The organism is Corynebacterium marquesiae (assembly GCF_030229635.1).
Lineage (GTDB): Bacteria > Actinomycetota > Actinomycetes > Mycobacteriales > Mycobacteriaceae > Corynebacterium > Corynebacterium marquesiae.
Window position 1 is genome coordinate 254,273 of record NZ_JASPII010000001.1, and the last position, 24,072, is coordinate 278,344.

Here is a 24,072-nt window from a genome sequence, read left to right on the forward strand (position 1 = left end):
TGCTAAGCTAGCGGGCATGACTTCTGCATCCGCACGCGGCCTAGCAACCATTACCCATGACGGCACCGTCTTGGACGTATGGTTTCCGGCCGTACACACCGATAAGAACGTAGAGACCACCGAAACCAAGCGCTTGGAGGAGGTTCCCCAGCAGTTCTCCGCGCTGGCGGGCCCGGACGAGGAGCGTGGCGTGGCCCGCGTTGCCGTTGAGACCTCCATCAAGGATCTGGATGACGCCCCCGTCGATACCTACGATGCTTACCTGCGCTTGCACCTCCTGTCCCACCGCGCGGTCAAGCCGCACGGCCTGAATATGGATGGCATCTTCGGCCACCTCAATAATGTGGTCTGGACCAACTACGGTCCGTGCGCCGTATCCGATTTCCAGATGGTGCGCGGCCGCTTGGCCTCCCGCGGCCCGGTCGTTGTCTACTCCGTGGACAAATTCCCCCGCATGGTGGACTACGTTGTACCGTCCGGCGTCCGCATTGGTGACGCAGACCGAGTGCGCCTGGGCGCCCACCTGGCTGAGGGCACTACCGTTATGCACGAGGGCTTCGTCAACTTCAACGCCGGCACCCTGGGTGCCTCCATGGTGGAGGGCCGCATCTCCGCGGGCGTCGTCGTGGGCGATGGCTCCGATATCGGCGGCGGCGCGTCCATCATGGGCACCCTATCCGGCGGCGGCAAGGAGGTCATTTCCATTGGCGAGCGGTGCCTCCTCGGCGCCAACTCCGGCATTGGCATTTCGCTTGGCGACGACGCCGTGGTCGAAGCCGGCCTCTACGTCACCGCCGGCACCAAGGTAACCGTCTTTGGCAAGGTCGCGGAAGCGCTGGGCGTCGACAATGGCGAGAACGTCAAGGGCTCCCAGCTCTCCGGTGCCTCCGGCATGCTGCTGCGCCGCAACTCCGTCTCCGGTGCGGTTGAGGCCGTTGAGTGGAAGGCCGAGGCCGTCGCGCTTAACGACGAGCTGCACAAGAATTAACACCCCCGATTCCTATAGCCCAATCGGGCAAAATAAGATGGAGGGGTGACTGATAACTCCTCCACCCTCGGTTCTGGCCTGAAGGTCCGCCACCTGACCATGATGGGGCTAGGCTCCACCATCGGTGCCGGGCTTTTCTTGGGCACCGGCGTCGGCATTTCCGCCGCCGGTCCCGCCGTGCTCCTTGCCTACGTCATCGCTGGCTTTCTGGCCATTTTGGTGATGCAGATGCTGGGCGAGATGGGCACCGTTATCCCCGCCTCCGGCTCCTTTTCCGAATACGCCGAACACGGCATCGGCCGCTGGGCGGGCTTTACCCAGGGCTGGATCTATTGGCTAGCCACCGTCGCCGTGCTCGGCGCCGAAATCACCGGCGCGGCCGGCTTCATCGGCTCATGGTTCAACGTCTCGCCGTGGATCCCCGCCGCCATGTGCGTGGTCCTCTTCGGCATCGTCAACCTGCTGCGCGTGCGCAGCTTCGGCGAATTCGAGTACTGGTTCGCCCTCATCAAGGTCGTTGTCATCGTGGCCTTCCTCATCATCGGCGCGCTGCTCATCCTGGGTCTCCTGCCCGGCCATTCCTTCATCGGCACCTCCGTCTTCCTAGAGGACGGCTTTATGCCCAACGGTCTCGGCGGCGTCGCGGCCGGCCTGCTCGCAGTAGCCTTCGCCTTCGGCGGCATCGAGGTGGTTGCCATCGCCTCTGCCGAATCCGAGGACCCAGAGAAGTCCCTGGTCAACGCCGTACGCTCTACCATCTTGCGCATCTCCGTGTTCTACCTGGGCTCTGTCCTGGTCATCACGTTCCTCTTGCCCTATTCCATCCTGGGCGGTGCTTCCTCGGCCGCGGAATCCCCCTTCACCATGGTTCTCGAACGCGCCGGCATCCCGGGCGCGGCCGGCATCATGGAAGTTGTCATCGTCCTCGCGCTGCTCTCCGCCTTCAACTCTCAGATTTACGCGTCCTCCCGCATGATGCACTCCCTAGCCTCCCGCGGCGAGGCCCCGCGCATCTTCACCACCACCAATAAGGACGGCGTTCCCACCACCGCCATCGGCCTGTCCGTCCTCCTCTCGGCCGTCATGGTGGTGCTCAACTACGCCGATACCGGCTGGCTCCTTACTTTCATGCTCAACGCCGCCGGCGCCTCCCTGCTCATCGTCTGGGTTTTCATCGCCGTCAGCCAACTGCGCCTGCGCCGCCAACTCGAGGCCCTCCATCCCCTCCCCATCCGCATGTGGGCCTTCCCCTACCTCACCTGGTTCGCCCTCGCCCTCTTTGCGGCCATCGCGGTGCTCATGCTTACCGACGCTACCGCCCGAACCCAACTCCTCTCCGCCGCCGCCATGTTCGCGGTGCTCGCCATCGCCGGCGTCATCAATTCCAAAGTTCGCGGCATCAACCCGACCTCGACGCTGCCTCTGACCTAGCCCCCTTATCCCAGGGGCTCACCTCGCCCCTTCCCTCCACCCTCGGCCACGCCCCGCCCTTGCACACCCCGCCTTTGGCCACTCCCCGCCCTTCGCGCTCACCGGCACAAGGCGGGGTCTCTCTTTTTCATCACCTGGTGAGCGCCAAGGGCGAGCTCTGCCCACACCCCTCCCGCCGCGCTCACGGGGGAGCACAGATCAGGCCCACCCGGGGCCGCCGGTGAGCGCGAAGGGCAGTTATCCACAGCTATCCGGACCACGCAGCGGAAAATCGCCCCCTAACCCCGGGTTATCCACAGGATGCTGCGACGCGCATAGCTCCAGCCCAACACGACTGCTTAGGTTAAGTCCCATGGGGGAATGGACTACCGCGGAACTACGCGGGCAAGGTTTGAGCAAGGATGCGATTCGTCGCAAGGTACGCGAGGGGAAGCTCTTTCGCGTGCATCGGGGGATTTATACCGATGAATGGACGCCCTGGGCGGTGGCGCGGGCGCTGGCGCATGGGCTCAGCCGCATCCACTTCACGGGAAAGACGGCGCAGGAGATTTACCTCGGCCGGCAGCTGACGTTTCCTTTGGAAGCGGAGGGACCGCGCACTTTGAAAGGGAAGAGCTTTCGCGTTTCGCACTCGCGGCTTCGGGCTACGCACAAAGTCAACGGCCTACCCGTGGTGCAACCGCTGTGGGCCGCGCGTAAGATTTCGCGTGCGTGCAGGCCTCTTCTGGAAGAACATTACCGGGGAAAGCACGGACCCGGCCGTCTAGAAAAAGACCATCGGCGAATGCGGCGTGTCCCAAGAAGCCTAAAAGAGACTATTCGACACGCTGCGATTGGAGCGGACAGCCCACCGGAGCGCACTTTAAGCAGAAAGCTGCGCACTGAAGGTATTCTCCCAGAACACAATGCTCTCATTGCGGGGTACCGCTTTGATCTCAGGATTGGAAGGCTCCTTGTGGAAGTCGATGGCTGGGAATACCACAAACACAGCGTGGCCTTTCAAGCTGACCGGTCCAAACAAAACGCGGCCGTCGCCCACGGATATACGGTCTTGCGCTTTACTGCCGACGACATCAACTACCACCTCAGTGAAGCCATCCTGCTTATCAAAGCCACTCTTGAGGTGCTAAAAGGCCGCAACCCTGAGCTTCCAACCTCAGCAGCTCAGCCTTATTGGAAGTGGCATCTATGTGTGAGACATTTGCCCCAATGACAATTATACTTTACATTAAGACATGTAAGAAAGACATAAAGTAAAGGAGTCCAGATGGTCGACCACCCCAACATGGTCCGCAAATGGCGCCGCTGGCTCGAATTATCACAAGCCGAGCTCGCTGAAAAAGCCGGCGTCTCCCGCCAGACCATCGCCAATATCGAACGGGGCAATTACTCCCCTTCCGTGCACCTCGCGCTGGACATTTGCCACGAACTAGGAAAAACCGTCGAAGAAATCTTTGGAGCTGAACAACATGATTAACGCCATTGCCAACTACTCCCTCAATGAAATCGAGCGCACGACTCGCGATGAATTCGAACGCGACACGCTCTACAAAGCCTGCGCAATTGGCATCACTCTCATCCCATTCCTCGAGCTCGTCGTTGCCGCAATCCTCGCCTGGGTTCTCCCCGGCCGCATGAGCATGCTGTGCTTCCTCGCGCTCATACCGTCCATCCTCGGCAACACGATCGGCACCGCGTGGATGCGCCAACGCGTCGCCACCCCACCGGTGGGCCGAAATTGGACCGCAATGGCCGTCTACTTCATCCCGCTCATCGCCATGTTCGTCGGCATTGCCTATAACGCCTACGCGCCTGCCGACGGCCACAACCCCGCCTCTTACCTCCTCGGCACCGCCGTCGGTGCAATCACCGTACTAATCCTCACCCCCTTCATCCGTCGCCGCCAGCACCGCCGCGACCAGGCTCGCCTGGATGCCGAGCTCGAAGACTAACCTCTCGGCCCTCACCCCGCCCTTCGCGCTCACCGCGGACGGCGGGTTCCCGCGTTTTCTGCCCCAGTGAGCGCGTGGGGAGGTACCGCCCCTTCACGCTCACCGAGAGGCTCACCCACCGTCGTCGAAGGCATGCCGGTGACCGCTACGGGAGCTTTGCTTACCGACGCTCCCTTCGCGCTCACCGGCAGCAAGAAAAAGCCCCATCGCCGTGCGCTGGTGAGCGCGAAGGGCGATGGAGCCAAAGGGTGTTGGGGAATTGGGGCGGTTCGGAGCAAGGCGGGTGAGGCCGGCCCCGGATCTGGCTAGGCAGGTTCAGTTTCGTGGACGACCTGAGTCGCCTTCGGCTCCGAGCGGAAGGTCCACAACTTGTTAATAACGAAGTTGATAGGCATCGCCACGATGATAGAAATCGCATTTGCCCAGTAATACATAGTGCGCAGGCCGGTGGAATCATCCAGAATATCGGCCGGCAGATGCAGCGGAGAGGTGGGATTCATTAAAAAGTGCTGGATAGCAATGGAAACGAGGAATGCCCCGAGTCCGGTAAGTAGGAACGGGAAGAAGCCGCGCAGCCAGGAAACCTTAGTTACGGATTTGAAGGTCCACATGCGGTTGAGTTGGTAGTTCCACGTATTCGCGACCAAGAAAGCGATGGTGGAATACAGCATGAACCAGCGCAGGTGAAATTGGGTTCCGAAGAGGTTGACCAGCGGGTCATTGGGCATCGCTTCGAAGAACGCCCAGCCGCATTTTTTGGCGATGACTGAGGCAACCAAGTTCACTAGGGTTCCCGAACCGCCGACGATGCCGAATTTGAGAAACTGCCCAAAATTGGACACAAAGCGCGCCACGCTGAGGTCTGCCATGGGCCGCCTTTCTAGCCAGTGATTAAATAACTACTCGATTGTAGTTCTTAAAGCCTGGGAACTGAAAAATTGCCGCTCGGAATGTGATAGAGGATCTATAAAAGTTATAGCCTCGTGGAGCAGGGCGAGCGGGGTTCGGAAGTCATAGAGGTCGAGCTTGCGCGGGGTGGGATAGGTATCGTCGCCGAGCAGCGGGTGGCCGAGGTGATTGAGCAGCACGCGCAGTTGGTGGGTATGGCCGGTGCGCGGCCACATGGTCACCTCCCGGCCGGCGGCGCGCACATACGTGGAGGTCAGTGTACCTTCGGGGGCCACGAGCACTTGGCGCGACCCGCGGGGCTTGCGCATACGCAGGGCAATTTCCCGGTCCACGAAAAGCGGTTGCTTGACGATGCCCCGATACCTCTTCACCGCACTCCCCTCCAGGAAGATGCGCTGGTAGGCGGCGCGGGTTTCGGGATTGCGGGAGCAGATAACGAGGCCAGCGGTCAGGCGATCCAGGCGGTGCAGAGGTACGATGTCGTCTTCGCCAAAATCTACGCGCAGGCGGGTTTGCAGCGTTTCGCGCTGGAGGCGGCCGTTGGTGGTCGTGGGCAGGAAGTGCGGCTTATCGACCACGATGAGGTCGCGGTCGGCGTGGACCACGGAGTAGTCGAAAGGAATCGGGCGCTCCGGTGGCACCGCAGGGTGGTACCAGGCGGGCACGGGGTGCGGGAGTGCGGCGCCGGGCGGCAGCGCGGTGCCGGGCGAAAAGGGAGAGTCGCCGGCACGGGCGGCGAAGTACTCCCCTTCCTCTGGCACGCGGCCGCGCAGAACCGTTTTGCGCGGGGAAATGCCCGCGCGGGCGGGAGGCCTCCCGGAATTAGGCACCGGCGAGGCGGTCCACGGCGGCATCGATGCGCTCATCGGTGCCATTGAGGCCGATGCGCACATGCTTCTCGCCGGCCGGACCGTAGAAGTCACCGGGGGCCGCGAGGATGCCACGCTCTGCAAGCCAGTCGATGGTCTCGCGGCAGTTCTCGCCCCGGGTGGCCCACAGGTACAGGCCGGCATCGGAGTGGTCGATGGTAAAGCCGGCGTCGACAAGCGCGTGCATGAGCACCGCACGGCGGGAGGCGTAGCGGTTGCGCTGGAGGGCTTCGGTGTCGTCGTCGTTGAGCGCGGCAACCATGGCGGCCTGGATGGGACCTGGAACGATGAGACCCGCGTGCTTGCGCAGCTGGAGCAGCTCAGCAATGAGGTCATTATCGCCCGCGAAGAAGCCGGCGCGGTAAGAGGCCATATTCGCGGTCTTGGACAGCGAATGCATGGCGATGAGCCCGGTGTTATCGCCATCGGTCACGCGCGGATCGAGGATGGATACCGGCGGGTTATCGTCATTCCATCCCAAGCTCATATAGCACTCATCGGAGGCGATGATGGCGCCGGTCTCGCGCGCCCACGCCACGATGCGGCGCAGCTCCTCCACGCCGAGCACACGGCCGGTGGGATTGGACGGCGAATTCAAAAAGACCAGGGAGGCGTCTTGGAAATCGGAATCCGCGCGCAGCGGCGTGGCGCCGGCGAGCAGGGCGCCCACCTCGTAGGTGGGATAGGCCACCGAGGGGAAGGCGACGGTCTCGCCGCGCATTCCCAGAAGCGTGGGCAGCCAGGCGATGGCCTCTTTGGTGCCGACCACCGGCAGTACGCGGTCCACCTGCATGTTATAGCGGCGAGTGAGCGCGGCGGCGATGGCTTCGCGCAGCTCCGGGGTGCCGGCGGTTTGCGGGTAACCAGAGTTCTGCGCGGCTGCGGTCAACGCAAGCTGCACGCCTGGGGATACAGGGTCAACGGGGTTGCCCACCGAGAGGTCAACGATTCCACCCGGGTGGGCCTGGGCCTTCTTCTTGGCGCCGGCCAGCGAATCCCAGGGGAAGTCTGGAAGCGTCTTTCCTAGCGGTGTGCGTGCCATGTTCTACTCCTGATTCTGTGGCGGAAGCGCGGCAATCATCGGGACGTCAAAGTCCTGCGGCCCAAGGGCCGCCGCGCCGCCTGGGGAGCCCAAGTCATCGAAGAAAGCGGCGTTGGCGTCGTTGTAGTCCAGCCACTCATCGGGAACGTCATCCTCGTAGAAGATGGCCTCGACCGGGCAAGCCGGCTCGCAGGCGCCGCAGTCCACGCACTCATCCGGGTGGATGTAGAGCATGCGCTTGCCCTCGTAGATGCAGTCAACAGGGCATTCCTCAACGCAGCCGCGGTCCATTACGTCAACGCAAGGCTGTGCGATCGTATAAGTCATGGAGATTCCTTGAAGCTTCCTGATTTCTCGGATTTGGGGTGATTAATAGTATGTCACTTCTGCTTGAAAAATGGCCAAACGCCCCCGCCTATCCCGGCCAAAAGCAGGAGCAGGCTGAGAATATTATTGGCCAAGAGCATGTCTCCTGTCATCGGTACGAGGAGCATGAAGGCGAAAAAGCCCAGGCACCAGACGATGAGCGGGATGGCGCCGACCGCCGGCGCGGGACTCCATAGCCGGGCAGTGCGGGTAAGCACGGAATTAAACCACCACGCAAGCAGGATGGTGATGGGAAAGGCCACGCTCGCCCCATTGGATAGCGGAATTCGCGCGGTGAGGTAGATGACCTCGAGGAAGACCGATAGCAACGCGCCGATGGCCAGCCACACTAGGCCGGTGACCTGCTCGCCGCGACTAAAATCCGTGCGCATTACAGGCCGCCCAGCAGGTCATCGGCCGGCTCACCCTGTCCCAGCTGGAAGTACTCGGCGCGCAGCAGGGGCATGACCAGCAGATTGGATAGTCCATAGGCCCCGGGCACCTGCTCGGGTTCGTGCAGCGCGGCCACGGCGGCCTCGGGGTTGGTGCGGGTGGTGGAGCCATCGGCCACCCAGATTTGGGAGGCGTGGGCGCGCATGGCGCAGCGCTTGGCGTCAAGGGCGGCGTCGGAAAGAGCGACGGTGACATCGGCGCCCTCGTTGGTGAAATTGTCTAGGTACTCCTGGCTGGGCTTGGTCCACCCGGCCGGCGCATCCAGGGTGTCCAAGCCGGCATAGTTGGCGGCGCGTTCAAAAATGCCGTACCAAATGCGCGTGCTTGGCGCAGCCGCCTTCATCACCGCCTCATGCACCGCAATGTGGTCCGGGTGCCCGTAGCCGCCATCGGGCCCGTAGGTGAGGATGGCGTGGGGCTGGATGGCTTCGAGCTCGTCGCTGAGAAACTCGGCGGCCTCCTCGATGCGATTGACCAACGCACGGGGGTTATCGTGCGAGGGAGAACCCGCCATGCCAGAGTCGCGGAAATGTCCGAATCCGCCCAATTGAACTCCCTTGACGCCCAGCGCATCGAGGGCATTGGCCAATTCGCGGGCGCGGAAACCGCCGAGCTGATCATGATCGGCCAGGCCTTGGTAAGGCTCGCCGATGACCTCGCCATCCTCGCCCAAGGTAAGCGTAATGACGGAAACTTCGGCGCCGCGTGCGGCTAGAGTGGCCAGGGTGCCACCCATAAAGAGGGTTTCATCATCCGGGTGGGCGTGCACTGCCACCACGCGGTAGCCGGTTAAGTCCTTAGTCTTCATCTATCCTCCAGCGGGGCGCGGTGATAAGACCCTCGTCCCAATCATCAATGCTCTGGCCGGGGCCTACAATACCCTGCCCGAGCGCGTGGATACGCGTCTCATCCACCAAAGGCACGTAGAGGGCCTCCTTAGAGTTCACATCTCGAATGCGTCCGAGCGCTTCCTTCGGGCTCATGGCGCCGGACAAAATCTCCTCGCGAATCTCATCCGCGTTCTCCGGACAGATTCCAGACAGGTCGCCGGCGAGCGGCTGTTTGTCATCGCAGCTGAAGATATTCGCCGCGGACACCGAGTTCAGGGAGATATCCTCCCAGGTCACTACCGCATCCACCTCGCCTTCGGGCAGGAGCTTGGAGGTGATCGTGGTCAGGCGCTCGGACACCACCTCGGCGGTGATCCCGTGGGCTTCGAGGACGTCATAAAGCGTATTGGCCGCTGCCAAGGCGGTGGGGCTGGTGGGGTCTACCGCAAAGCGAATCGGCTTCTTACTAGCGCGGGTGCGCAGCGCAGTGAGATCCGTGTCCTTACTTATAGGGTTATTCCCCGGTTCAAGGTTGGATGCGCGGCCGGTGGCCAAGCGCGCGACCTGGTCCGTATCAATCAGCGAGGCCAATCCGCGGCGCGCTGCCCTTTCTTCTAATGCTCCAACCGCGGTGGACATATGCAGGCGCAGTTGGCGCGGGCGGGTCAGTGCTTTATCGGACACATGCCCTAAAAGGCTCAGTGCCTCCTGTGAGGTTTGATCCGGGGTAAAGTCCGCGAAACCAATCTGCCCGGAGCGCAGCATATTGAGCGCCTGGGTGCTATCGCGTACCTCGCGCAGCTGAATGACGTCCACCTGGGCCGGATTAGCGCCCCAGAAGCGGTCGTTTCGGTTCAAGGTAATAACTCCGCGGCTGCGGTCCACGCTATCGACGAGGAAGCGCCCGGCCGATGCCGGAATCTTATCGGCTAAAGCAGAGCCAAAGTTATCGTCCTGCAGCAGGTGGGAAGGCAACAAATTGTGGAAAAGCAAGTGCCAATCTTTCACCTTCTGGGAAAAGTCCACGGTTACTACGCGGCCGCCATCGGAGGTATTGACGGCCGATATGGCGTGGTAGCCGGCGGGATCGCGCACACCAGCGGTGGTGGTCATCTGCTTCCACAGGTAGCTAAAGTCCGCGCCGGAAATGGGTGTGCCATCGGACCATTGCGCGGGCGAGGCAATGACGTAGCGCACTCGCTGCGCCACGCCCTTAGGCGCGGTGACCTCAGAGGCGGATTCGAGGATATCGGCGTCCCTTTGCCCGTGGTGGAACGCCGAGGGAAGAACTAGTTCTGCAATCTGGTCGACCAGCTCGGAGTTATTGGCCACCAAGTGCGGGTTCAATCCCGCACGCAGAGGGTCCACACCCACCGAGATGGTGGGGCGCTTGGCGGAGTCGGCATCCTGCGGCTGCTCTTCTTCCGGGGTAGCCGTGGTCGTGGTCTGCTCTTCTTGCAGCGCGGAGGCATTGTCCTCCACCACCGGTGGTGGGCCGGGGTTAGCCGCGCAGGCGCTAAGTATTGCAATGCTGGCGGTGCTGAGTACCGCTGCGATTGCCGACGCCGCGCGCCTTGGTGAAGCCGGATTCTTTTTCATCGCGGACTACTTTAGTCCCTCTACCCCGCCGAAACGAAGATTTTTGGCGCTAGACTTGGCCACAGACCGCAACTATTAAGGAGACCCCAATGCTCATCTGCCAAGAAATGTTTCTTCTACTGACCAAGGACAACGGCAAGAAGGAAGACTGGGTGTCCAATAATGAGGCCGCTCTGCGCGCCACCGTACTCGCGGACCTGCTACTGGGCGGGCACGTAGAGCTCGGTGAGAAAAAGAAGGTAGAGACTACTCCACAGCGCCCGGAGCACCCCGTCTTGGCATGGGCTTGGGAAGAGCTGCAGCAGCACAAGGCCACCAGCATGCAGAGCCTCTTGGAGGCTTCGTGGTTTACCCCGCGGGAAATCATCGCCTTGGATTTCCACGCGAATGGACAGCTCGATGTGGAAAAGGCCAAGTGGTGGCAGATAAGCGGCGACCGCTACATCATGACGGACCTAGAGCTGGAAAAGGAACTGCGCGAACGGTTGGTTGCAGTCCTGGAGGCGCAGCGACCAGCCACGGTCAATGACGTCATCATCCTGGATATCCTCCGCGAGGTCAGCGGTGCCTATACCCTGCTGAAAAACGATGCGGAGGGAATGAAGCGCCGCGAGATGCGGGCACGCATTCAGGAGATCAAGAAAGAGGTCGAGTATGACAAAACCGCCTCCTCTGCGGTCAAGGCCGTAGTTGAGGAGGCGGCAGCGGTTGCGGCGATGGTGGCCACGTCAGCGGCAATCACCACCACCTAGGGTGCGGCTTATTACTTATTCATCTGCTTCGCGCGAGCAGCAGCACGCTTGCGGTCGGTAGCGGAAAGCTCCACCTTGCGCACGCGCAGAACGTCCGGGGCGACCTCGACGCACTCGTCGTTGCCACAGAACTCCAGCGCCTCTTCCAGGGAAAGGGTGTGTGCCTTAGCAAGGGTGACCGTGGCATCCGCGGTGGCGGAGCGCATATTGGTCAGCTTCTTTTCCTTGGTGATGTTGATGTCAATATCCTCATCGCGGTTATTGGCACCAACGACCATTCCCTCATAAGCCTCGGCGCCCGGCTCGACGAAGAAGTTGCCGCGGTCAGCCAGCTGCATCAGCGCGTACTGGGTGATCTGGCCGGTGCGGTCAGCTACCAGGGAACCGGTTGGGCGGGACTTGATCTCGCCGGCCCAGACATCCAGGCCGTCAGAGATGGAGTTAGCGATGCCGGCACCGCGGGTCTCCGTCATGAACTGGGTGCGGAAGCCGATGAGGCCGCGGGCAGGAACACGGAAGATCATGCGTACCCAGTCGCCTTCGCGCACGTCCATGGCCTGCATCTGGCCCTTGCGGGAGGCCAGCAGCTGGGTGATAGCACCCTGGTGCTCGGACGGGGCGTCAATGGTGAGGATCTCGTATGGCTCGTAGGTCTTGCCGTCGATTTCCTTGGTCACAACCTGCGGCTTGCCGATGGTCAGCTCAAAGCCCTCGCGACGCATGGACTCGATGAGCACGGACAGCGCCATCTCACCACGGCCCTGGACCTCCCAAGCATCGGGACGCTCGGTAGGCAGCACGCGCAGGGAAACGTTACCGATAAGTTCCTGCTCCAGACGGGCCTTGACCATACGTGCGGTGAGCTTATCGCCGCCGCCCTGGCCTGCCATCGGGGAGGTGTTCACGCCGATGGTCATGGAGATGGCCGGCTCGTCCACGGTGATGCGCGGCAGGGCCTCAGGGTGCTCCGGATCGGCGATGGTGTCACCAATCATGACGTCAGAAATGCCGGAGATCGCCACGATGTCTCCGGCGATGGCTTCCTCGGCCGGCTGACGCTCGAAGCCGACGGTGCGCAGCAGCTCGGCGACCTTCACGGTCTTGGTGTGCTGGTTGCCATCCTCGTCGTAGTGGATCCAGGCCACCTGCTGGCCCTTCTTGATGCGGCCGGCGTAGATGCGCAGCAGCGCGATTCGGCCCAGGAAGTCGGAGGCGTCCAGGTTGGTCACGTGCGCCTGCAGCGGGGCGTCGACGGTAGCGGAAGGCTCTGGGAGGACGTTGTAGATGACGTCGAAAAGCGGCTGCAGATCCTCGCCCTCAGGGACGTTGCCATCGCCTGGGTTTTCGGTGGAGGCAACGCCGGCGCGGCCGGAAGCGTAGAGAACCGGCAGGTCCAGCAGCTCCTCGGCGGCGGCCGCAGCTTCCTCGTCTTCCAGGCCAGCGGCGATTTCCAGCAGCAGGTCCTGGGACTCGGAGACAACCTCGTCGATGCGGGCATCCGGGCGGTCAGTCTTGTTCACGCAGATAATAACCGGCAGCTTGGCTTCCAGCGCCTTGGTAAGCACGAAGCGGGTCTGCGGCAGCGGACCCTCGGAGGCATCGACGAGCAAGACAACGCCATCCACCATGGAAATACCGCGCTCGACCTCACCACCGAAGTCGGCGTGGCCCGGGGTGTCGATAACGTTAATAATCAGGTCCTGGCCATCCTTGCCCAGGCCCTTGCGGTGAATGGCCGTGTTCTTGGCCAGAATGGTAATGCCGCGCTCGCGCTCCTGATCATTGGAGTCCATGACGCGGTCCGTGTGTTCACCGTGGTCACCAAAGGCGCCGGACTGCTCCAGCATGCCGTTGACCAGGGTGGTCTTGCCATGGTCAACGTGCGCGACGATGGCAACATTACGGAACTCGGTATTACTCACTAGTGGGGTTCTCCTTCGGAGGATCTACGGCGCTTGCGCGCGCGAAATTGATCTTGAACGAGCTCCCACGATACCCCCTTAAAGGGCCAAGTGCAGCATTGGGGATGGCTTTACCCCGTAACGCACCGTATAGAACGGGCGAAAAATCTTATAGATTGCGAATGCACTTGACACTCCCATAAGCATCACTATCGTTACTGTAGGTAAAATTGTTACAAATGTGACACCTGGGGTTAAACCCCTTCCCGAGACCGCACCCAAGGAATTGATAACGTGAGCCACGCCCGCACCACCTGGCGCCTGTCCAGCCGCACCGGTTATATCGCCGCTGCCACGGCCGCGCTCATTGGCCTCGCCTCTCCCCTCGTCGCCCCAGCGCAGGCTTCCGCACCGGATCTTTCTTCCTTGGTGCAGCAGGCATCCTCCCATAGCCCGCTGGACGAGCTCGGCCGCCCCAATCAGGAAACCCAGGACCGCATCCGCGCTTTTGCGGCACAACCTTGGATTCCCGAGGATGTTCGCAACGCCATCTTGTCGGGCCTCGCATTCTTCGCCGGCGGCGGCAATGGCAAGGGCGGCGTAGCCATGCCAGAGGGCAATAACCCGAACTTCCGCCAGTTCTACTGGCCCACAGTTTCCGCACACTGCATTGGCGGCACCAGCGATGCCATGGGCTCGGCCATCGCTGTTCCTGGCCCCACCGAAATGCCAGCACCGGGAGCAAAGCCTGGCGAAACCGTCTTCCTCTTCACCGCCCTCGGCACCCCACCGGCCGCACGCGAACAAGGCGGGATGAACGTGCAGTGGTTCAACCTTGACACCCTGCGCAGCGGCGTCACCCCACTGAATAACAACGGCATCAATCAAGACGGCCCTACCACCTTGTCCGGCACCGCCCAGACTGGCAAGGGCACCGTCATCGCACTGCTTTCTGGCGGCGTAAACACCCAGGAATCCCGCTGCAATTTTGCCCCCACCGCCGCCTTCCTTGAGGTGAAGTAGATGCCGGCGGATCTCCATCCGGTCAAGCGCGAGACCTTTAATACCGCCGAGTACACCAATACCGACCCCAAGGGTTTCCTGCGCGAGGTCGACACGTACACCGAGACGGATTTCGGCCTCTACATGGCTCGCGGCGCCGATCACCCGCGCTTTGGCTACCTGGAATCGTGGCTGCTGCCCGATCTCAACCTGCGCGCCAATATCTTCCATTTCCGCCCTGGTGTAGACGTCCACCAGGACTTTTATATTGATGTGGCCGAAATCCAGCGCGATGGCGCGGTGTGGACCACCCGCGACCTTTATGTGGATCTGGTTGCCACGCGCGGCGAGCCCATTTCCGTGCTCGATATTGATGAACTCTCTGCCGCTACCTCCGCCGGCTTGATTTCCGCCGAGGACGCCGAGAAGGCGATCGACACCACACTTGCCGCGGTCGAGGGCATTACTCGCAGCGGTGATGATGCGATGGCTTGGCTGGCGCATCAGGGGATACACTTAACGTGGTCCGATAACATCACCTTAACCCCAGAAGGATAATTTATGGCCGGTGGCCTTTTTGCCCTGCTTGACGACGTCGCCCTGATCGCCCGCTCCGCTGCCTCTAGCGTTGACGATGTGGCCGCCCTTGCGGGTAAGACCTCCGTGAAGGCCGCAGGTGTGGTAGTCGACGATGCTGCCGTAACCCCACAATACGTGGAGGGAATTAAGCCGCAGCGCGAGCTGCCGATGATCTGGCGCATTACCAAGGGCTCGCTCATCAATAAGCTCGTTATCATCTTGCCCATCGCCATGATCCTCTCCTGGATTGCGCCGTGGGCGCTCACCCCCATCCTGATGTGCGGCGGTACTTTCTTGTGCTTTGAAGGTGCGGAGAAGATCTTGCACCACGTTCTCCCCCACCGGGAAAAGGAGACCGAGTCAGTCCAGGAAAAGGGCGCCGAGGCCGAGGACAGCCTAGTTAAGTCTGCTATCACCACCGACCTCATCTTGTCTGCTGAGATCATGGTCATTTCCTTGAATGAGGTCATCAACGAGCCATTCTGGATGCGCCTCGGTGCCCTCATCTTCGTCGGCATCATGCTGACCCTGGGTGTCTACGGCGCCGTTGGCCTCTTGGTCAAGATGGATGATATCGGCTTAGCCCTCAATAAGCGCCACAATGGCAACTCCACCATCGGCACCGCTCTGGTCAAGGGCATGCCGATCGTACTCGATATCATCGGCGTCATCGGTACCGCCGCTATGCTGTGGGTCGGCGGCCATATCGTGGTCAAGGGCCTGCACGAATTCGGTATGGATCAGCCACACGAGTTCATTGCCTCCGTGACCGAAAATATTTCCAACGGTGCCCTGGCGTGGCTGGCAGATACCGGTATCTCCATGGTCTGCGGCCTGGTGCTTGGCGTAGTCGTTGCCACCATCGTGATGGCGGTCAAGGCCTCCTTTGGCAAGACCTCGGCCACCTCCGCCCAGCCGGCGGAGGCTTAAAACGCCGTAGCCCGGCTGCATAGCCGGGCTACATAAATAGCATCAGCGAAACCGCCATCACGGCCATGCCGGCAATCAAGCCGTAGATAGCGTGATGGTGCTCGCCGGTCTCCTCAGCAGTGGGTAATAGCTCATCCAGCGAGATGAAGACCATAATACCGGCGATGGCGGCGAAGCTAATGCCCATCGTCGCCGGCCCAATAACCGGCAAGAGAAGGCCGAAGCCGATGAGCGCGCCGAGCGGCTCGGCCAGGCCAGACAAGGTGGCCCACCAAAAGGCCTTCTTGCGGGAGCCAGTGGCCTCGCGCAGCGGAACAGCCACCGCAATGCCTTCCGGGATATTGTGAATGGCGATGGCCACCGCCACCGGCACCGCAACTTCCTTAGAATCCAGGCCGGAAAGGAAGGTGGCAAACCCCTCGGGGAAATTGTGCAGGCCCAGCGCGCAAGCGGTAAATACGCCGGTTTTCATTAGCTTCTTGCGGCGGGCTTCTTCGGCCGTGGTGGCCGGCTCATGGGGGTTAATCTCCTCCGGCACGAGCCGGTCAATGATGGCGATGACGGCGATGCCAGCAAAGAACGCCCCGACGGCGGCCCAGGTGCCGGTGGTTTCCTCGCCGAGGGCGTCGGAAAGCTGCGCAATGCCTTCCGGCAGGATCTCCATAAAGGAGACATACAGCATCACGCCGGCCGAAAGCCCCAGTGCAGCGGCCATAAAAGCCGGCCCCGGCTCGCGCCTTCCCACCGCCAAAGCGCCGCCAATCGAGGTCGATAGACCCGACAGCAGCACCAAGGCGAAGGCAAAGGCAAAGGTACTAAAAGTCATAGCTGGCACCCTACCAGCCAATAATTGTCAAGTATTAATTTTCTTCCTTATCTTCCGGTACCGGAGAGATGAACTCGCCATTCTTGATAGATGGATCGTTGTCCACATACTCGCCTGCCTCATAGTCATAGCCCACGGCGCGGCCCTCTTCGTCCGTGCGCGCGTACCAATCGGTCACCTCCGCTGCAGTGGAGTTAAAGTGCGCGCCCGTTGCGTAGTCGCCGTCTGTCGGCTCGATAGACAGGGCAAAGTTATCGCCATAATCGCGCACGCCCCGCACGATCGCATTAGAGACCGCTTCGTCCTCGTAGAAATGACGGATGGAGGCAGGATCATGGCGCAGCTCACGCACCAACGCGATGCACATGAGCACGATGATGACCGCGAAAGGCAGGGCCGTCACCGTAATAAGGTTCTGCAGGCCCTGCAGCGCATTACGGCCACCGGCAAGCAAAATGACCACGGCAATGCCAGCCATACATACCACCCAAAAGACCGTTACTGCCGGGTTGGGCTTGGGGTTGCCGCGCTGGGTGAGCTGCGAATTCACAATGGACGCGGAGTCAGCCGTGGTAATGAAGAAGACCACCAGCATGATGATGACGATGGGCGCCATCCACTCCGCTCCCGGGAAATGGTCCAAGACCTTGAAAAAGATGTCTTCTGCCGCCGGCATGGAATCAATAGTGCCATCTGGGGCGATATCGCCATCGCGGCGCTGCAGCCAAATGGTGGTACCGCCCAGGATGGTAAAAGCGGCAACAATGATGGCGGAGGGAATAAGCAACACACCGAGCACGAACTGGCGGATGGTTCGCCCGCGCGAAATCTTGGCTACGAAGACGCCCACGAATGGCGACCAGGATACCCACCACGCCCAGTAGAAGGTGGTCCAAGAGGACAGGAAGGCCACCATGTCTTCGCCCTCGCCCATGTTGGCAGAGAGCATCTGCGGCATTTCATCGAGATATTCAATCACCACGGCCGGCAGCATATTGGCCAAGAAGGCGGTCGGCCCCACGACGAAGAAGAACAGGGCCAGTGCCATGGCCAGCACCAGGTTGATATTGGAGAGCCACCGAATGCCCTTGGCCACGCCGGAGACGGCCGAGAAGATCGTTCCGATGGACAGTACCACGATGATTACCAGCGCCGCGGCATTGCCGGTGGTAGACCAGCCGCTAACCAATTCCACGCCGCGGCCGATCTGCAGCGCACCGATGCCCAGCGTGGCGGCGGTGCCGAAGAGAGTGGCAATAATGGCCAGGCCATCGATGATGCGCGCGGGCAGGGAATCAGAGGAGCGATTGCCAAAGAGCGGCATCAGGATGGAGCTCATCAGCGGCACGCGGCCGCGGCGGAAGGAGACGTAGGCCACGCACAGGCCCACGATGGCGTAAATTGCCCAGGCATTAAAGCCCCAGTGCATGGCTGCCTGCGCCATGGCGCCCAGCACCGCTTCATCGCTCGCAGCCTCATAGGCACCAGGGCGCGGCGAAAGGTAGTAGCTCAGCGGCTCGAAGGGGCCGAAGAAGATAATGCCGATGCCAATGCCGGCACCAAAGAGCATCGCGGCCCAGCTCACCGTGGAAAATTCCGGCTTCTCCCCATCTAGCCCGAGAGGGATTTTGCCGTACTTTGAAAAGGCCAAGATGATGAGCAAAAACATCAGGAACGTCGCTAGGGCGGTAAAGATCCAGCCCAAGTTACGCATCACCCAATCGAGCGCTGCCGAAGAAGCATCGAAGACCTGCTCGGGTGCAATCACACCCCAGATTACGAAGGCGACGACCAGTCCGCCGACCACAAAGAGGATCGGCTTGTCTACTCCATACTTGACCTTCTGGTCCTCAATGGCAACGCCCGGTACCAGCGCGGGGTGGATATTATGCGGGTACATAATGTCTTTGAGAATGCGCTTGGCGTTGCGGGTGCGCTTTTTGCTTTCCTCCGAATTATTCACCCCACGCACAGGGCGGGATGAGGAAGACGGTGAAGAAGAGATGGTTCTACTCCTATTCTGTTTTCCGGGTTTCACTTTTAAGAGAGCTGTCTACACATTAATAGAAACTCGCAGGATATAAAGCTGGCGCCAGCCCTATCCCCTATATGCGTAAAATGAGCTACGCATTGTTTACCGGCCTTTAACCTTGGGAGTGACTTTCTATGGCGCTATACCCGCTCGCGACTAGTTACTTCGGCGTGGAGCATGTTGCGGTCCTCGATCACCCAGTGCTGGGCACCGCATTGAGTATCCCCGGCGTGGCGAAGCACGCTGCGCTTGTCGACGTCTCCCTAGAACCCGATACCTACACCAACGGCTGGCGCGTTCGCTCGGACTTCGGCTTCTTAGGGTTTCTGGACGAGGTCGAGGCGGCGGAGTATCCCGCCTTGGAGCGATTGAAGGCCTCTTCTGCACAACCGCAGACGATCGCCACCGTAGAGGTAGTTGACGGCCAGGTCGAGGTTGCCGTGTCACTGGGCCTGTGGCCGTGGATGGTGCCGGTCAATGACCAACCGCAAGGAACCGCGCTGCTCTCCGGCGGACGAGGCGTGCTGATCGATGCCGCCGCCGGCGACCTATCGCCCGCTCAGCTTGAGCAGATGGGCACGCAGCAATTTTTCGTCACACTGGACGACCTTGCCGGCACTGCGGTGGCGACCTGCGACGATACGGTTCTCGGTCCCCTCGGCGACAGTGCCGCGCTCCCTGGACTGCGCGCTGCATTCGCTGCGGCAAACGGTTCTGGGGCGGGGCTTTCTGCCCGCGCCTACGCGAGCCACGGCATGCTTGCCGTCGATATCCCCGCCGATGAGGCCACCACCGCGGAGCTCTTCTCCCCCGCTGTTCCACCGCTGCGCGTGCCCTCGCCACAACCTGCGATTCCCGCCGCTGCGCGCGCAACCACGCCGGCTCAGCCGGAGGTCTGGGAGCACACGCTCTCCAGCGAAGCCGCCGTGACGGCCCTGCCCACCGGCTCGCGCCGTCCGAAAGGGCCACAGGCCCAGCCGGCTGCACCCGCTAAGCCAGATGCGCCAGCTCAGCAGCACAATGAGCAAGCACAACAGCCGCAGGCCAGCGCCAAGCTGGCGGAGTTGGTCTCCTCCATCCCGGGAGAGCAGAATTTCAGCTGGCGTGCGCTGCCGGTAGCCGAAGAACCGGGCCGCTTTTCCTCCGAATCCGCGCGCGTGCGGGCCCGGCGCATGGCGCGCGACACGTCTCACCACCGCGGGGGCAATCACCGCAAATAGGTGCGATGCTCGGCCACAGAGGCCACGCTAGCGCAATGTGCGTTGGCCCCCGTCGCCGCGGCGAGTAATCCGCTGGGCGTCGAGGTATTCCAGCAGCGGGATGGCTACCCGTCGCGTGGTGCCCAGCGCTTTACGGGCTGCCGAAAGCGTAAATGGTTGCTCCAGTTCGGCCAGCCGCCGGCGCGCTTCCTCCGGTGCGGAGGGCAAGAGCACGATTCCCTGCTTGAGGCGCAGGAGGCGCCCGGCGCGCTCGGCGGCGGCAAGTTCCTTTGGGCCCATGCCCAGCTCCGTTAGGTCATCTACTTCGGGGGCTGCAAAGGGTTCTACCTTAAGCCTTTCCTCGATGGCAGCAACCCCGCGCTCCGCTGGGCCAAGGTCCGCCCGCTGCCCGGGAAGGCGCAACACTCCCTCACTGCTTTCCGCCTTCGCAGCGGCGATGGCTAGGCCCAGCAAGCCTTCTTCTTGCAGGCCAAGGGCGTCCATGGCTGCTTTGCGCGGCATTCCCGGCGCTAGGGGATGTGCGGCGGTGTGGGCTTGCAGGGCGTCGGTAAGCGCGTGCTTCCACCGAGTTACCTGGGAGGCCGTAATCCACCAGTCGCGGAAAGCGATGATTCCTGCGGGCGTCGCGGCAGTATCGAAGCCATCGCGGTCGAGGTCATCTAAGCGAGCGTAGCCGACGCGACGCAGATAGCAGGCAGGATCCCTAAATGACTCTTGGGCACTGAGCTCTTCTGCGCGGCGGCGGGCGGCACCGCGCCGGTTAAGCTCCGGTGGCCGCAGATCTACTGCCTCTACCCCAGCGACGACGTGCCGGCCGCCAGGACTGCGCACTACGAAACGATCAAGGAGCCGCAGCGGCAGCGGGTGTGCCAGGCTGATGCGCGCGAAATCGGCGGACAAGGGACGCAGGTGAGCCTCCACCCCGGCGGTACCGGTGTGCACGACGAGGTTATCGGGCAGCCCGTCGAGCTCCGCGCCAAAGGTGCGGCGGACATCGAGGTGGTCCACTAGGCGCCACGCACCCGGGGTAAGCAGCACGTCACCGCGGTGGATATCGGCGGCATCCACCCCACGCAGGTTGACGGCCGCACGAGTGACGGGGCCGAGTGAATCCTCCGCGCGATTTTCGCTGTGCAGGCCACGAATCTCCACGGCCCTTTCCCCACCAGCCGTGGCCACCTTAAGGCTATCGCCCACGCGCAGGGTGCCCGCCGCAAGCGTTCCGGTAACCACGGTGCCCGCGCCCTTCACGCTAAAGGCGCGGTCCACCCACAGGCGCACGGGTGCCTGCGCATCGGGAGCGGGCACAGTGGCAAGGACCTCATCGAGCGCCTGCCGCAGCGCCGCAATGCCGTCGCCGGTAGGGGCGGATACGGGGATAATGGGGGCGTCGGCAAGCGGGGCGCCGGCCAGCTGCGTTCGGATTTCTGCGGTGCGGTCCACGGTGGCGCGGTCGCTGCGAGTTAGCGCAATAATGCCGTGCTCTACTCCCAGCGCGCGCAAGGCATCGCGGTGGTCGGTGGACTGGGCCTGCCAGCCCTCATCGGCCGCCACAACAAAGAGGACGACCGGGGCCGGGCCCACGCCAGCGAGCATATTACCTAGGAATTTTTCATGGCCGGGCACATCTACGAAAGCCACATCCGCGCCAGACGGCAGCGTGGTCCAGGCAAACCCCAGATCAATGGTAAGGCCGCGGCGCTTTTCTTCCTCCCACCGGTCCGGGTCCATCTCCGTAAGAGCCCGCACCAGGGTGGACTTGCCGTGGTCCACATGACCGGCAGTAGCGACGACGTACACCTAGCCCACCGCCTTAATAGCGGAAATAACCGCGGCGTCGTGGTCGGCAGGGACGCAGCGAATATCCACCAAGCAGCGGCCCTGATGCACGCGACCTACTACGGGCGGGTCCTGGCGGCGCAGCGCGTCCGCATAGGGCTCGGGCAGGCTCACCGCGAAGCCGGGCAGCGGGTACTCCGGCGCCCCGCCACCGCCCACGCGGCCATCGTGAGGTACCACTTCTGCCCCGACTGCCTGCGCGATGGCTTCCGTGCGCTCGCGGTGGGTCTGGGGATCAAGGTGGAGGGCATCCTGCACCGCATTCGAGGGCGTCGAAATGGCCGCCTCCAGCGCGTTGAGGCGCAGCTTATCTATGCGCACCGCACGCGCCAGCGGGTGCTTCTTCACCGCGGCAATCGCGTCCTTGGTGCCGAGCAAGATTCCTGCCTGCGGACCGCCAAGCAGCTTATCGCCGGAGGCTATGACGATATCGGCGCCGGCGCGCAGCTGGGCCTGAATATCTGGTTCTTCTGGCAGCGCCGGGTCATGGGTGAGCAGGCCGGAGCCCAAGTCCACGATGAGTCGCGTATCGTGCTCCACCGCTAGGCGGTGCAGTTCCTCTACACCGACTGCGGAGGTAAACCCCTCGATGCGGAAATTGGAAGGATGCACCTTCAAGATAGCGCCGGTGTTCTCTCCCAGAGCGCGTTCATAATCGGCCAGGTGCGTGCGGTTAGTCGCCCCTATTTCTTTGAGGCGCGTGGCCGTGGACTCGATGAGCTCGGGCAGGCGAAAGCCAGCTCCGATCTCGATGAGCTCGCCGCGCGAGATGATGACCTCTTTGCCGGGGGCGAGTGCAGCGGTGGCCAGGAGCAAGGCGCTGGCGCCGTTATTGACCACGAGGGCATCTTCTGCACCGGGGCAGGCTGCGAGCAGCGCGGCCGTGGCTCCGGCGCCGCGATTTCTGGATCGCTTGCCCGAGCCCAAGTCCATTTCTACATCTGTATAGGAGGCAGCGGCGTGCAGGGCCTCTACCGCGGCGCTGGGAAGCGGGGCACGCCCTAAGTTCGTATGAATGAGGACGCCGGTGGCGTTAATGACTGGGTGCAGGGAATGCGTATTCTTTTGTTCTAGGCGCTGCGCAATTTCTGCGGGTATATCGCTAACCGGCAACTGACCGCGGCGCGCTTGGGTGACTGCGCCCTGGATTATCGCGCGGATGGTGTGCTCGGCTAGGCGCTGTCGCGCGGATTCTACTTCCGGCAGCTGGAGCAGCTCGTCCATGCGGGGAATATTCCTGCGGGGGTCCGGGCTGGCAGCAGGCGTGGGCGTGGGCACTGTGGCATTCCTCCTTGCGCGCGGGTGGCGGAGACGGACAGGAATCGAACCTGCCAGACCGAGATACTCGGCCTCACCGGTTTTGAAGACCGGGGCGCCCACCAGGACACGTACGCCTCCGTGTGCTCACCTTACACGGGCATTCCCCGGTGCCGGCACACCTGTCACGCAATACATCCACCATGCCGCTCCGAGGTGGAAACCTCGGCGCCCTATGTCCTATCGCCACACACAGGTTCCCTACGTTGCTGTGCAGCCAAATAGTTCCTCGGGATGAGTAAAATGGCGATATGACCGAAGATATTAAACTCACCTCTTTCGCCGCAGGCGGCGGTTGCGCCTGCAAGATTCCCGCTGGCCAACTTGAGTCTGCCGTCGAGGGCCTGATAGGCAAGGCCGACCCTAACGTGCTGGTTGGCCTAGATGATGGCGATGATGCCGCGGCCGTCAAAATCCAGGACAGTCTAGCGGTAATTTCCACCGCGGACTTTTTCACCCCCATGCTCAATGACCCCTACGATTGGGGGCGAGTGGCTGCGGCCAACGCGCTGTCTGATGTCTATGCCATGGGCGGCACCCCGGTTACCGCCATTAACCTGGTGGGCTGGCCCAATGAAAAGCTGGGCCTGGATGTGCTGCGTGAGGTCCTGCGCGGCGGCATGGATATAGCCACCGAGGCCGGCATCTCCGTCACAGGTGGGCACTCCATCACCGCGCCCGAGCCACTGTACGGCATGGCCGCCACCGGTATCGTCGCCCCCGACAAGCTCATGCGCAATGACGCCGCCGAACCTGGCCTGCCCATCACCCTAACCAAGCCCATTGGCGTGGGCATCCTCAACAACAAGCACAAGGCTACCGACGAGGTCTCCCAGGCCGCGGTCGATTCCATGACCACCTTGAACCGTGAGGCCGCCCGCACCGCGGTGGAGGCGGGCGTGCGTGCTGCCACGGACGTCACCGGCTTCGGGTTGCTCGGCCACCTATACAAGATGTGCCGGGCCTCCGGCATCGCCGCGGAGCTCGACTTTTCCGCCGTGCCCACCGTCGAAGGCGCAAAGGAGGCGCTGGCGGAGGGCTTCATCCCCGGTGGCTCCCGCCGCAATCTCGACTGGGTGCGCCCACACCTCGATACCTCCTTGAACGAGGAAGAGCTGGTGCTGCTTGCCGACGCCCAAACTTCCGGCGGTCTCCTCCTCATCGGCGAGGTCCCCGGCTACCCCGTCATCGGCCATACCACCGAGCGCACCGGCGATGCCTATATCAAGGTTTAA

Annotated in this window: 23 protein-coding genes and 1 tRNA gene; 11 read left to right on the forward strand and 13 right to left on the reverse strand. The window is 62.2% G+C overall.

Going from position 1 to position 24,072, the window contains the following annotated elements; genetic code table 11:
* Positions 1-16 precede the first annotated feature (16 nt).
* The 5 genes from dapD to QP971_RS01185 all read left to right on the forward strand — a co-directional run bounded on the left by dapD (position 17) and on the right by QP971_RS01185 (position 4,371).
* A complete protein-coding gene (gene dapD / locus QP971_RS01165; protein ID WP_284810604.1) occupies positions 17-988 on the forward strand; it encodes a 2,3,4,5-tetrahydropyridine-2,6-dicarboxylate N-succinyltransferase in 972 nt (323 codons plus the stop codon).
* 99 nt (positions 989-1,087) lie between these two features.
* Positions 1,088-2,419, forward strand: a complete 1,332-nt coding sequence (locus tag QP971_RS01170) for an amino acid permease (RefSeq protein WP_349010343.1) — start codon at positions 1,088-1,090, stop codon at positions 2,417-2,419.
* Positions 2,420-2,771: 352 nt separating this feature from the next.
* Positions 2,772-3,632, forward strand: a complete 861-nt coding sequence (locus QP971_RS01175; protein ID WP_284810607.1) for a type IV toxin-antitoxin system AbiEi family antitoxin domain-containing protein — start codon at positions 2,772-2,774, stop codon at positions 3,630-3,632.
* A 54-nt stretch (positions 3,633-3,686) separates the two neighbouring features.
* On the forward strand, positions 3,687-3,896 hold the full coding sequence (locus tag QP971_RS01180) for a helix-turn-helix transcriptional regulator (protein ID WP_284810608.1): 210 nt from the start codon (positions 3,687-3,689) through the stop codon (positions 3,894-3,896).
* Positions 3,889-4,371, forward strand: coding sequence for a transcriptional regulator (locus tag QP971_RS01185; protein WP_284810609.1), 483 nt, complete (start codon positions 3,889-3,891; stop codon positions 4,369-4,371). Before QP971_RS01180 ends, QP971_RS01185 begins: the two co-directional genes overlap by 8 nt.
* 305 nt (positions 4,372-4,676) lie before the next feature.
* Here QP971_RS01185 and QP971_RS01190 read toward each other — a convergent pair whose 3' ends face one another.
* Genes QP971_RS01190 through QP971_RS01220 form a run of 7 tightly spaced genes read right to left on the reverse strand, consistent with a single transcriptional unit; the run spans position 4,677 to position 10,439 of the window.
* On the reverse strand, positions 4,677-5,240 hold the full coding sequence (locus tag QP971_RS01190; RefSeq protein ID WP_269953321.1) for a GtrA family protein: 564 nt from the start codon (positions 5,238-5,240) through the stop codon (positions 4,677-4,679).
* A gap of 30 nt (positions 5,241-5,270) precedes the next feature.
* The gene (locus tag QP971_RS01195; protein ID WP_284810611.1) at positions 5,271-6,146 is read right to left on the reverse strand and encodes a pseudouridine synthase; all 876 of its coding nucleotides are present in this window, start codon (positions 6,144-6,146) and stop codon (positions 5,271-5,273) included.
* Entirely contained in the window at positions 6,103-7,191 is a 1,089-nt protein-coding gene (dapC, locus tag QP971_RS01200; RefSeq protein WP_284810612.1) for a succinyldiaminopimelate transaminase, read from the reverse strand. Before dapC ends, QP971_RS01195 begins: the two co-directional genes overlap by 44 nt.
* A 3-nt stretch (positions 7,192-7,194) precedes the next feature.
* Entirely contained in the window at positions 7,195-7,518 is a 324-nt protein-coding gene (fdxA, locus tag QP971_RS01205) for a ferredoxin (protein WP_005327491.1), read from the reverse strand.
* A gap of 53 nt (positions 7,519-7,571) precedes the next feature.
* The gene (locus tag QP971_RS01210) at positions 7,572-7,949 is read right to left on the reverse strand and encodes a hypothetical protein (RefSeq protein ID WP_225747161.1); all 378 of its coding nucleotides are present in this window, start codon (positions 7,947-7,949) and stop codon (positions 7,572-7,574) included.
* Positions 7,949-8,818 carry a PIG-L family deacetylase gene (locus QP971_RS01215; protein WP_225747162.1) on the reverse strand — a complete coding sequence of 290 codons (870 nt, stop codon included), beginning with the start codon at positions 8,816-8,818 and terminating at the stop codon, positions 7,949-7,951. The genes QP971_RS01210 and QP971_RS01215 overlap by 1 nt, the downstream gene beginning before the upstream one ends.
* Positions 8,808-10,439 carry an ABC transporter family substrate-binding protein gene (locus QP971_RS01220; RefSeq protein ID WP_284810614.1) on the reverse strand — a complete coding sequence of 544 codons (1,632 nt, stop codon included), beginning with the start codon at positions 10,437-10,439 and terminating at the stop codon, positions 8,808-8,810. The genes QP971_RS01215 and QP971_RS01220 overlap by 11 nt, the downstream gene beginning before the upstream one ends.
* A gap of 89 nt (positions 10,440-10,528) precedes the next feature.
* Between QP971_RS01220 and QP971_RS01225 the strand changes: the two genes are divergently transcribed.
* On the forward strand, positions 10,529-11,191 hold the full coding sequence (locus tag QP971_RS01225) for a GOLPH3/VPS74 family protein (RefSeq protein ID WP_284810615.1): 663 nt from the start codon (positions 10,529-10,531) through the stop codon (positions 11,189-11,191).
* An 11-nt stretch (positions 11,192-11,202) separates the two neighbouring features.
* Here QP971_RS01225 and typA read toward each other — a convergent pair whose 3' ends face one another.
* Entirely contained in the window at positions 11,203-13,113 is a 1,911-nt protein-coding gene (typA, locus tag QP971_RS01230) for a translational GTPase TypA (RefSeq protein ID WP_284766354.1), read from the reverse strand.
* 273 nt (positions 13,114-13,386) lie between these two features.
* Here typA and QP971_RS01235 point away from each other — a divergent pair, with 273 nt between their 5' ends.
* Genes QP971_RS01235 through QP971_RS01245 form a run of 3 tightly spaced genes read left to right on the forward strand, consistent with a single transcriptional unit; the run spans position 13,387 to position 15,603 of the window.
* Entirely contained in the window at positions 13,387-14,115 is a 729-nt protein-coding gene (locus tag QP971_RS01235; RefSeq protein WP_005327479.1) for an Rv1157c family protein, read from the forward strand.
* Complete coding sequence (locus QP971_RS01240; RefSeq protein ID WP_005323560.1) at positions 14,116-14,652, forward strand: ribonuclease FAU-1 family protein; 537 nt, start codon at positions 14,116-14,118, stop codon at positions 14,650-14,652. It abuts the gene before it with no gap.
* A gap of 3 nt (positions 14,653-14,655) precedes the next feature.
* Positions 14,656-15,603 carry a DUF808 domain-containing protein gene (locus QP971_RS01245; protein ID WP_284810618.1) on the forward strand — a complete coding sequence of 316 codons (948 nt, stop codon included), beginning with the start codon at positions 14,656-14,658 and terminating at the stop codon, positions 15,601-15,603.
* A gap of 28 nt (positions 15,604-15,631) precedes the next feature.
* On the opposite strand, the gene zupT is transcribed toward QP971_RS01245, so the two are convergent.
* Both zupT and QP971_RS01255 read right to left on the reverse strand, forming a co-directional pair.
* Positions 15,632-16,429: a zinc transporter ZupT gene (zupT, locus tag QP971_RS01250; protein ID WP_005323563.1), complete on the reverse strand. Its 798-nt coding sequence runs from the start codon at positions 16,427-16,429 to the stop codon at positions 15,632-15,634.
* A gap of 34 nt (positions 16,430-16,463) precedes the next feature.
* Positions 16,464-18,401, reverse strand: a complete 1,938-nt coding sequence (locus QP971_RS01255; protein ID WP_284791804.1) for a BCCT family transporter — start codon at positions 18,399-18,401, stop codon at positions 16,464-16,466.
* A 194-nt stretch (positions 18,402-18,595) separates the two neighbouring features.
* On the opposite strand from QP971_RS01255, the gene QP971_RS01260 reads away from it, so the two are divergent.
* Positions 18,596-19,681, forward strand: a complete 1,086-nt coding sequence (locus QP971_RS01260) for a hypothetical protein (RefSeq protein WP_284810619.1) — start codon at positions 18,596-18,598, stop codon at positions 19,679-19,681.
* Between the two features lie 27 nt (positions 19,682-19,708).
* On the opposite strand, the gene selB is transcribed toward QP971_RS01260, so the two are convergent.
* The 3 genes from selB to QP971_RS01275 all read right to left on the reverse strand — a co-directional run bounded on the left by selB (position 19,709) and on the right by QP971_RS01275 (position 22,918).
* Positions 19,709-21,481: a selenocysteine-specific translation elongation factor gene (gene selB, locus QP971_RS01265; RefSeq protein ID WP_284810620.1), complete on the reverse strand. Its 1,773-nt coding sequence runs from the start codon at positions 21,479-21,481 to the stop codon at positions 19,709-19,711.
* A complete protein-coding gene (gene selA / locus QP971_RS01270) occupies positions 21,482-22,798 on the reverse strand; it encodes an L-seryl-tRNA(Sec) selenium transferase (RefSeq protein ID WP_284810621.1) in 1,317 nt (438 codons plus the stop codon).
* Between the two features lie 25 nt (positions 22,799-22,823).
* Positions 22,824-22,918, reverse strand: a tRNA-Sec gene (locus QP971_RS01275).
* Positions 22,919-23,088: 170 nt separating this feature from the next.
* Here QP971_RS01275 and selD point away from each other — a divergent pair.
* Complete coding sequence (gene selD, locus QP971_RS01280) at positions 23,089-24,072, forward strand: selenide, water dikinase SelD (RefSeq protein WP_284810622.1); 984 nt, start codon at positions 23,089-23,091, stop codon at positions 24,070-24,072.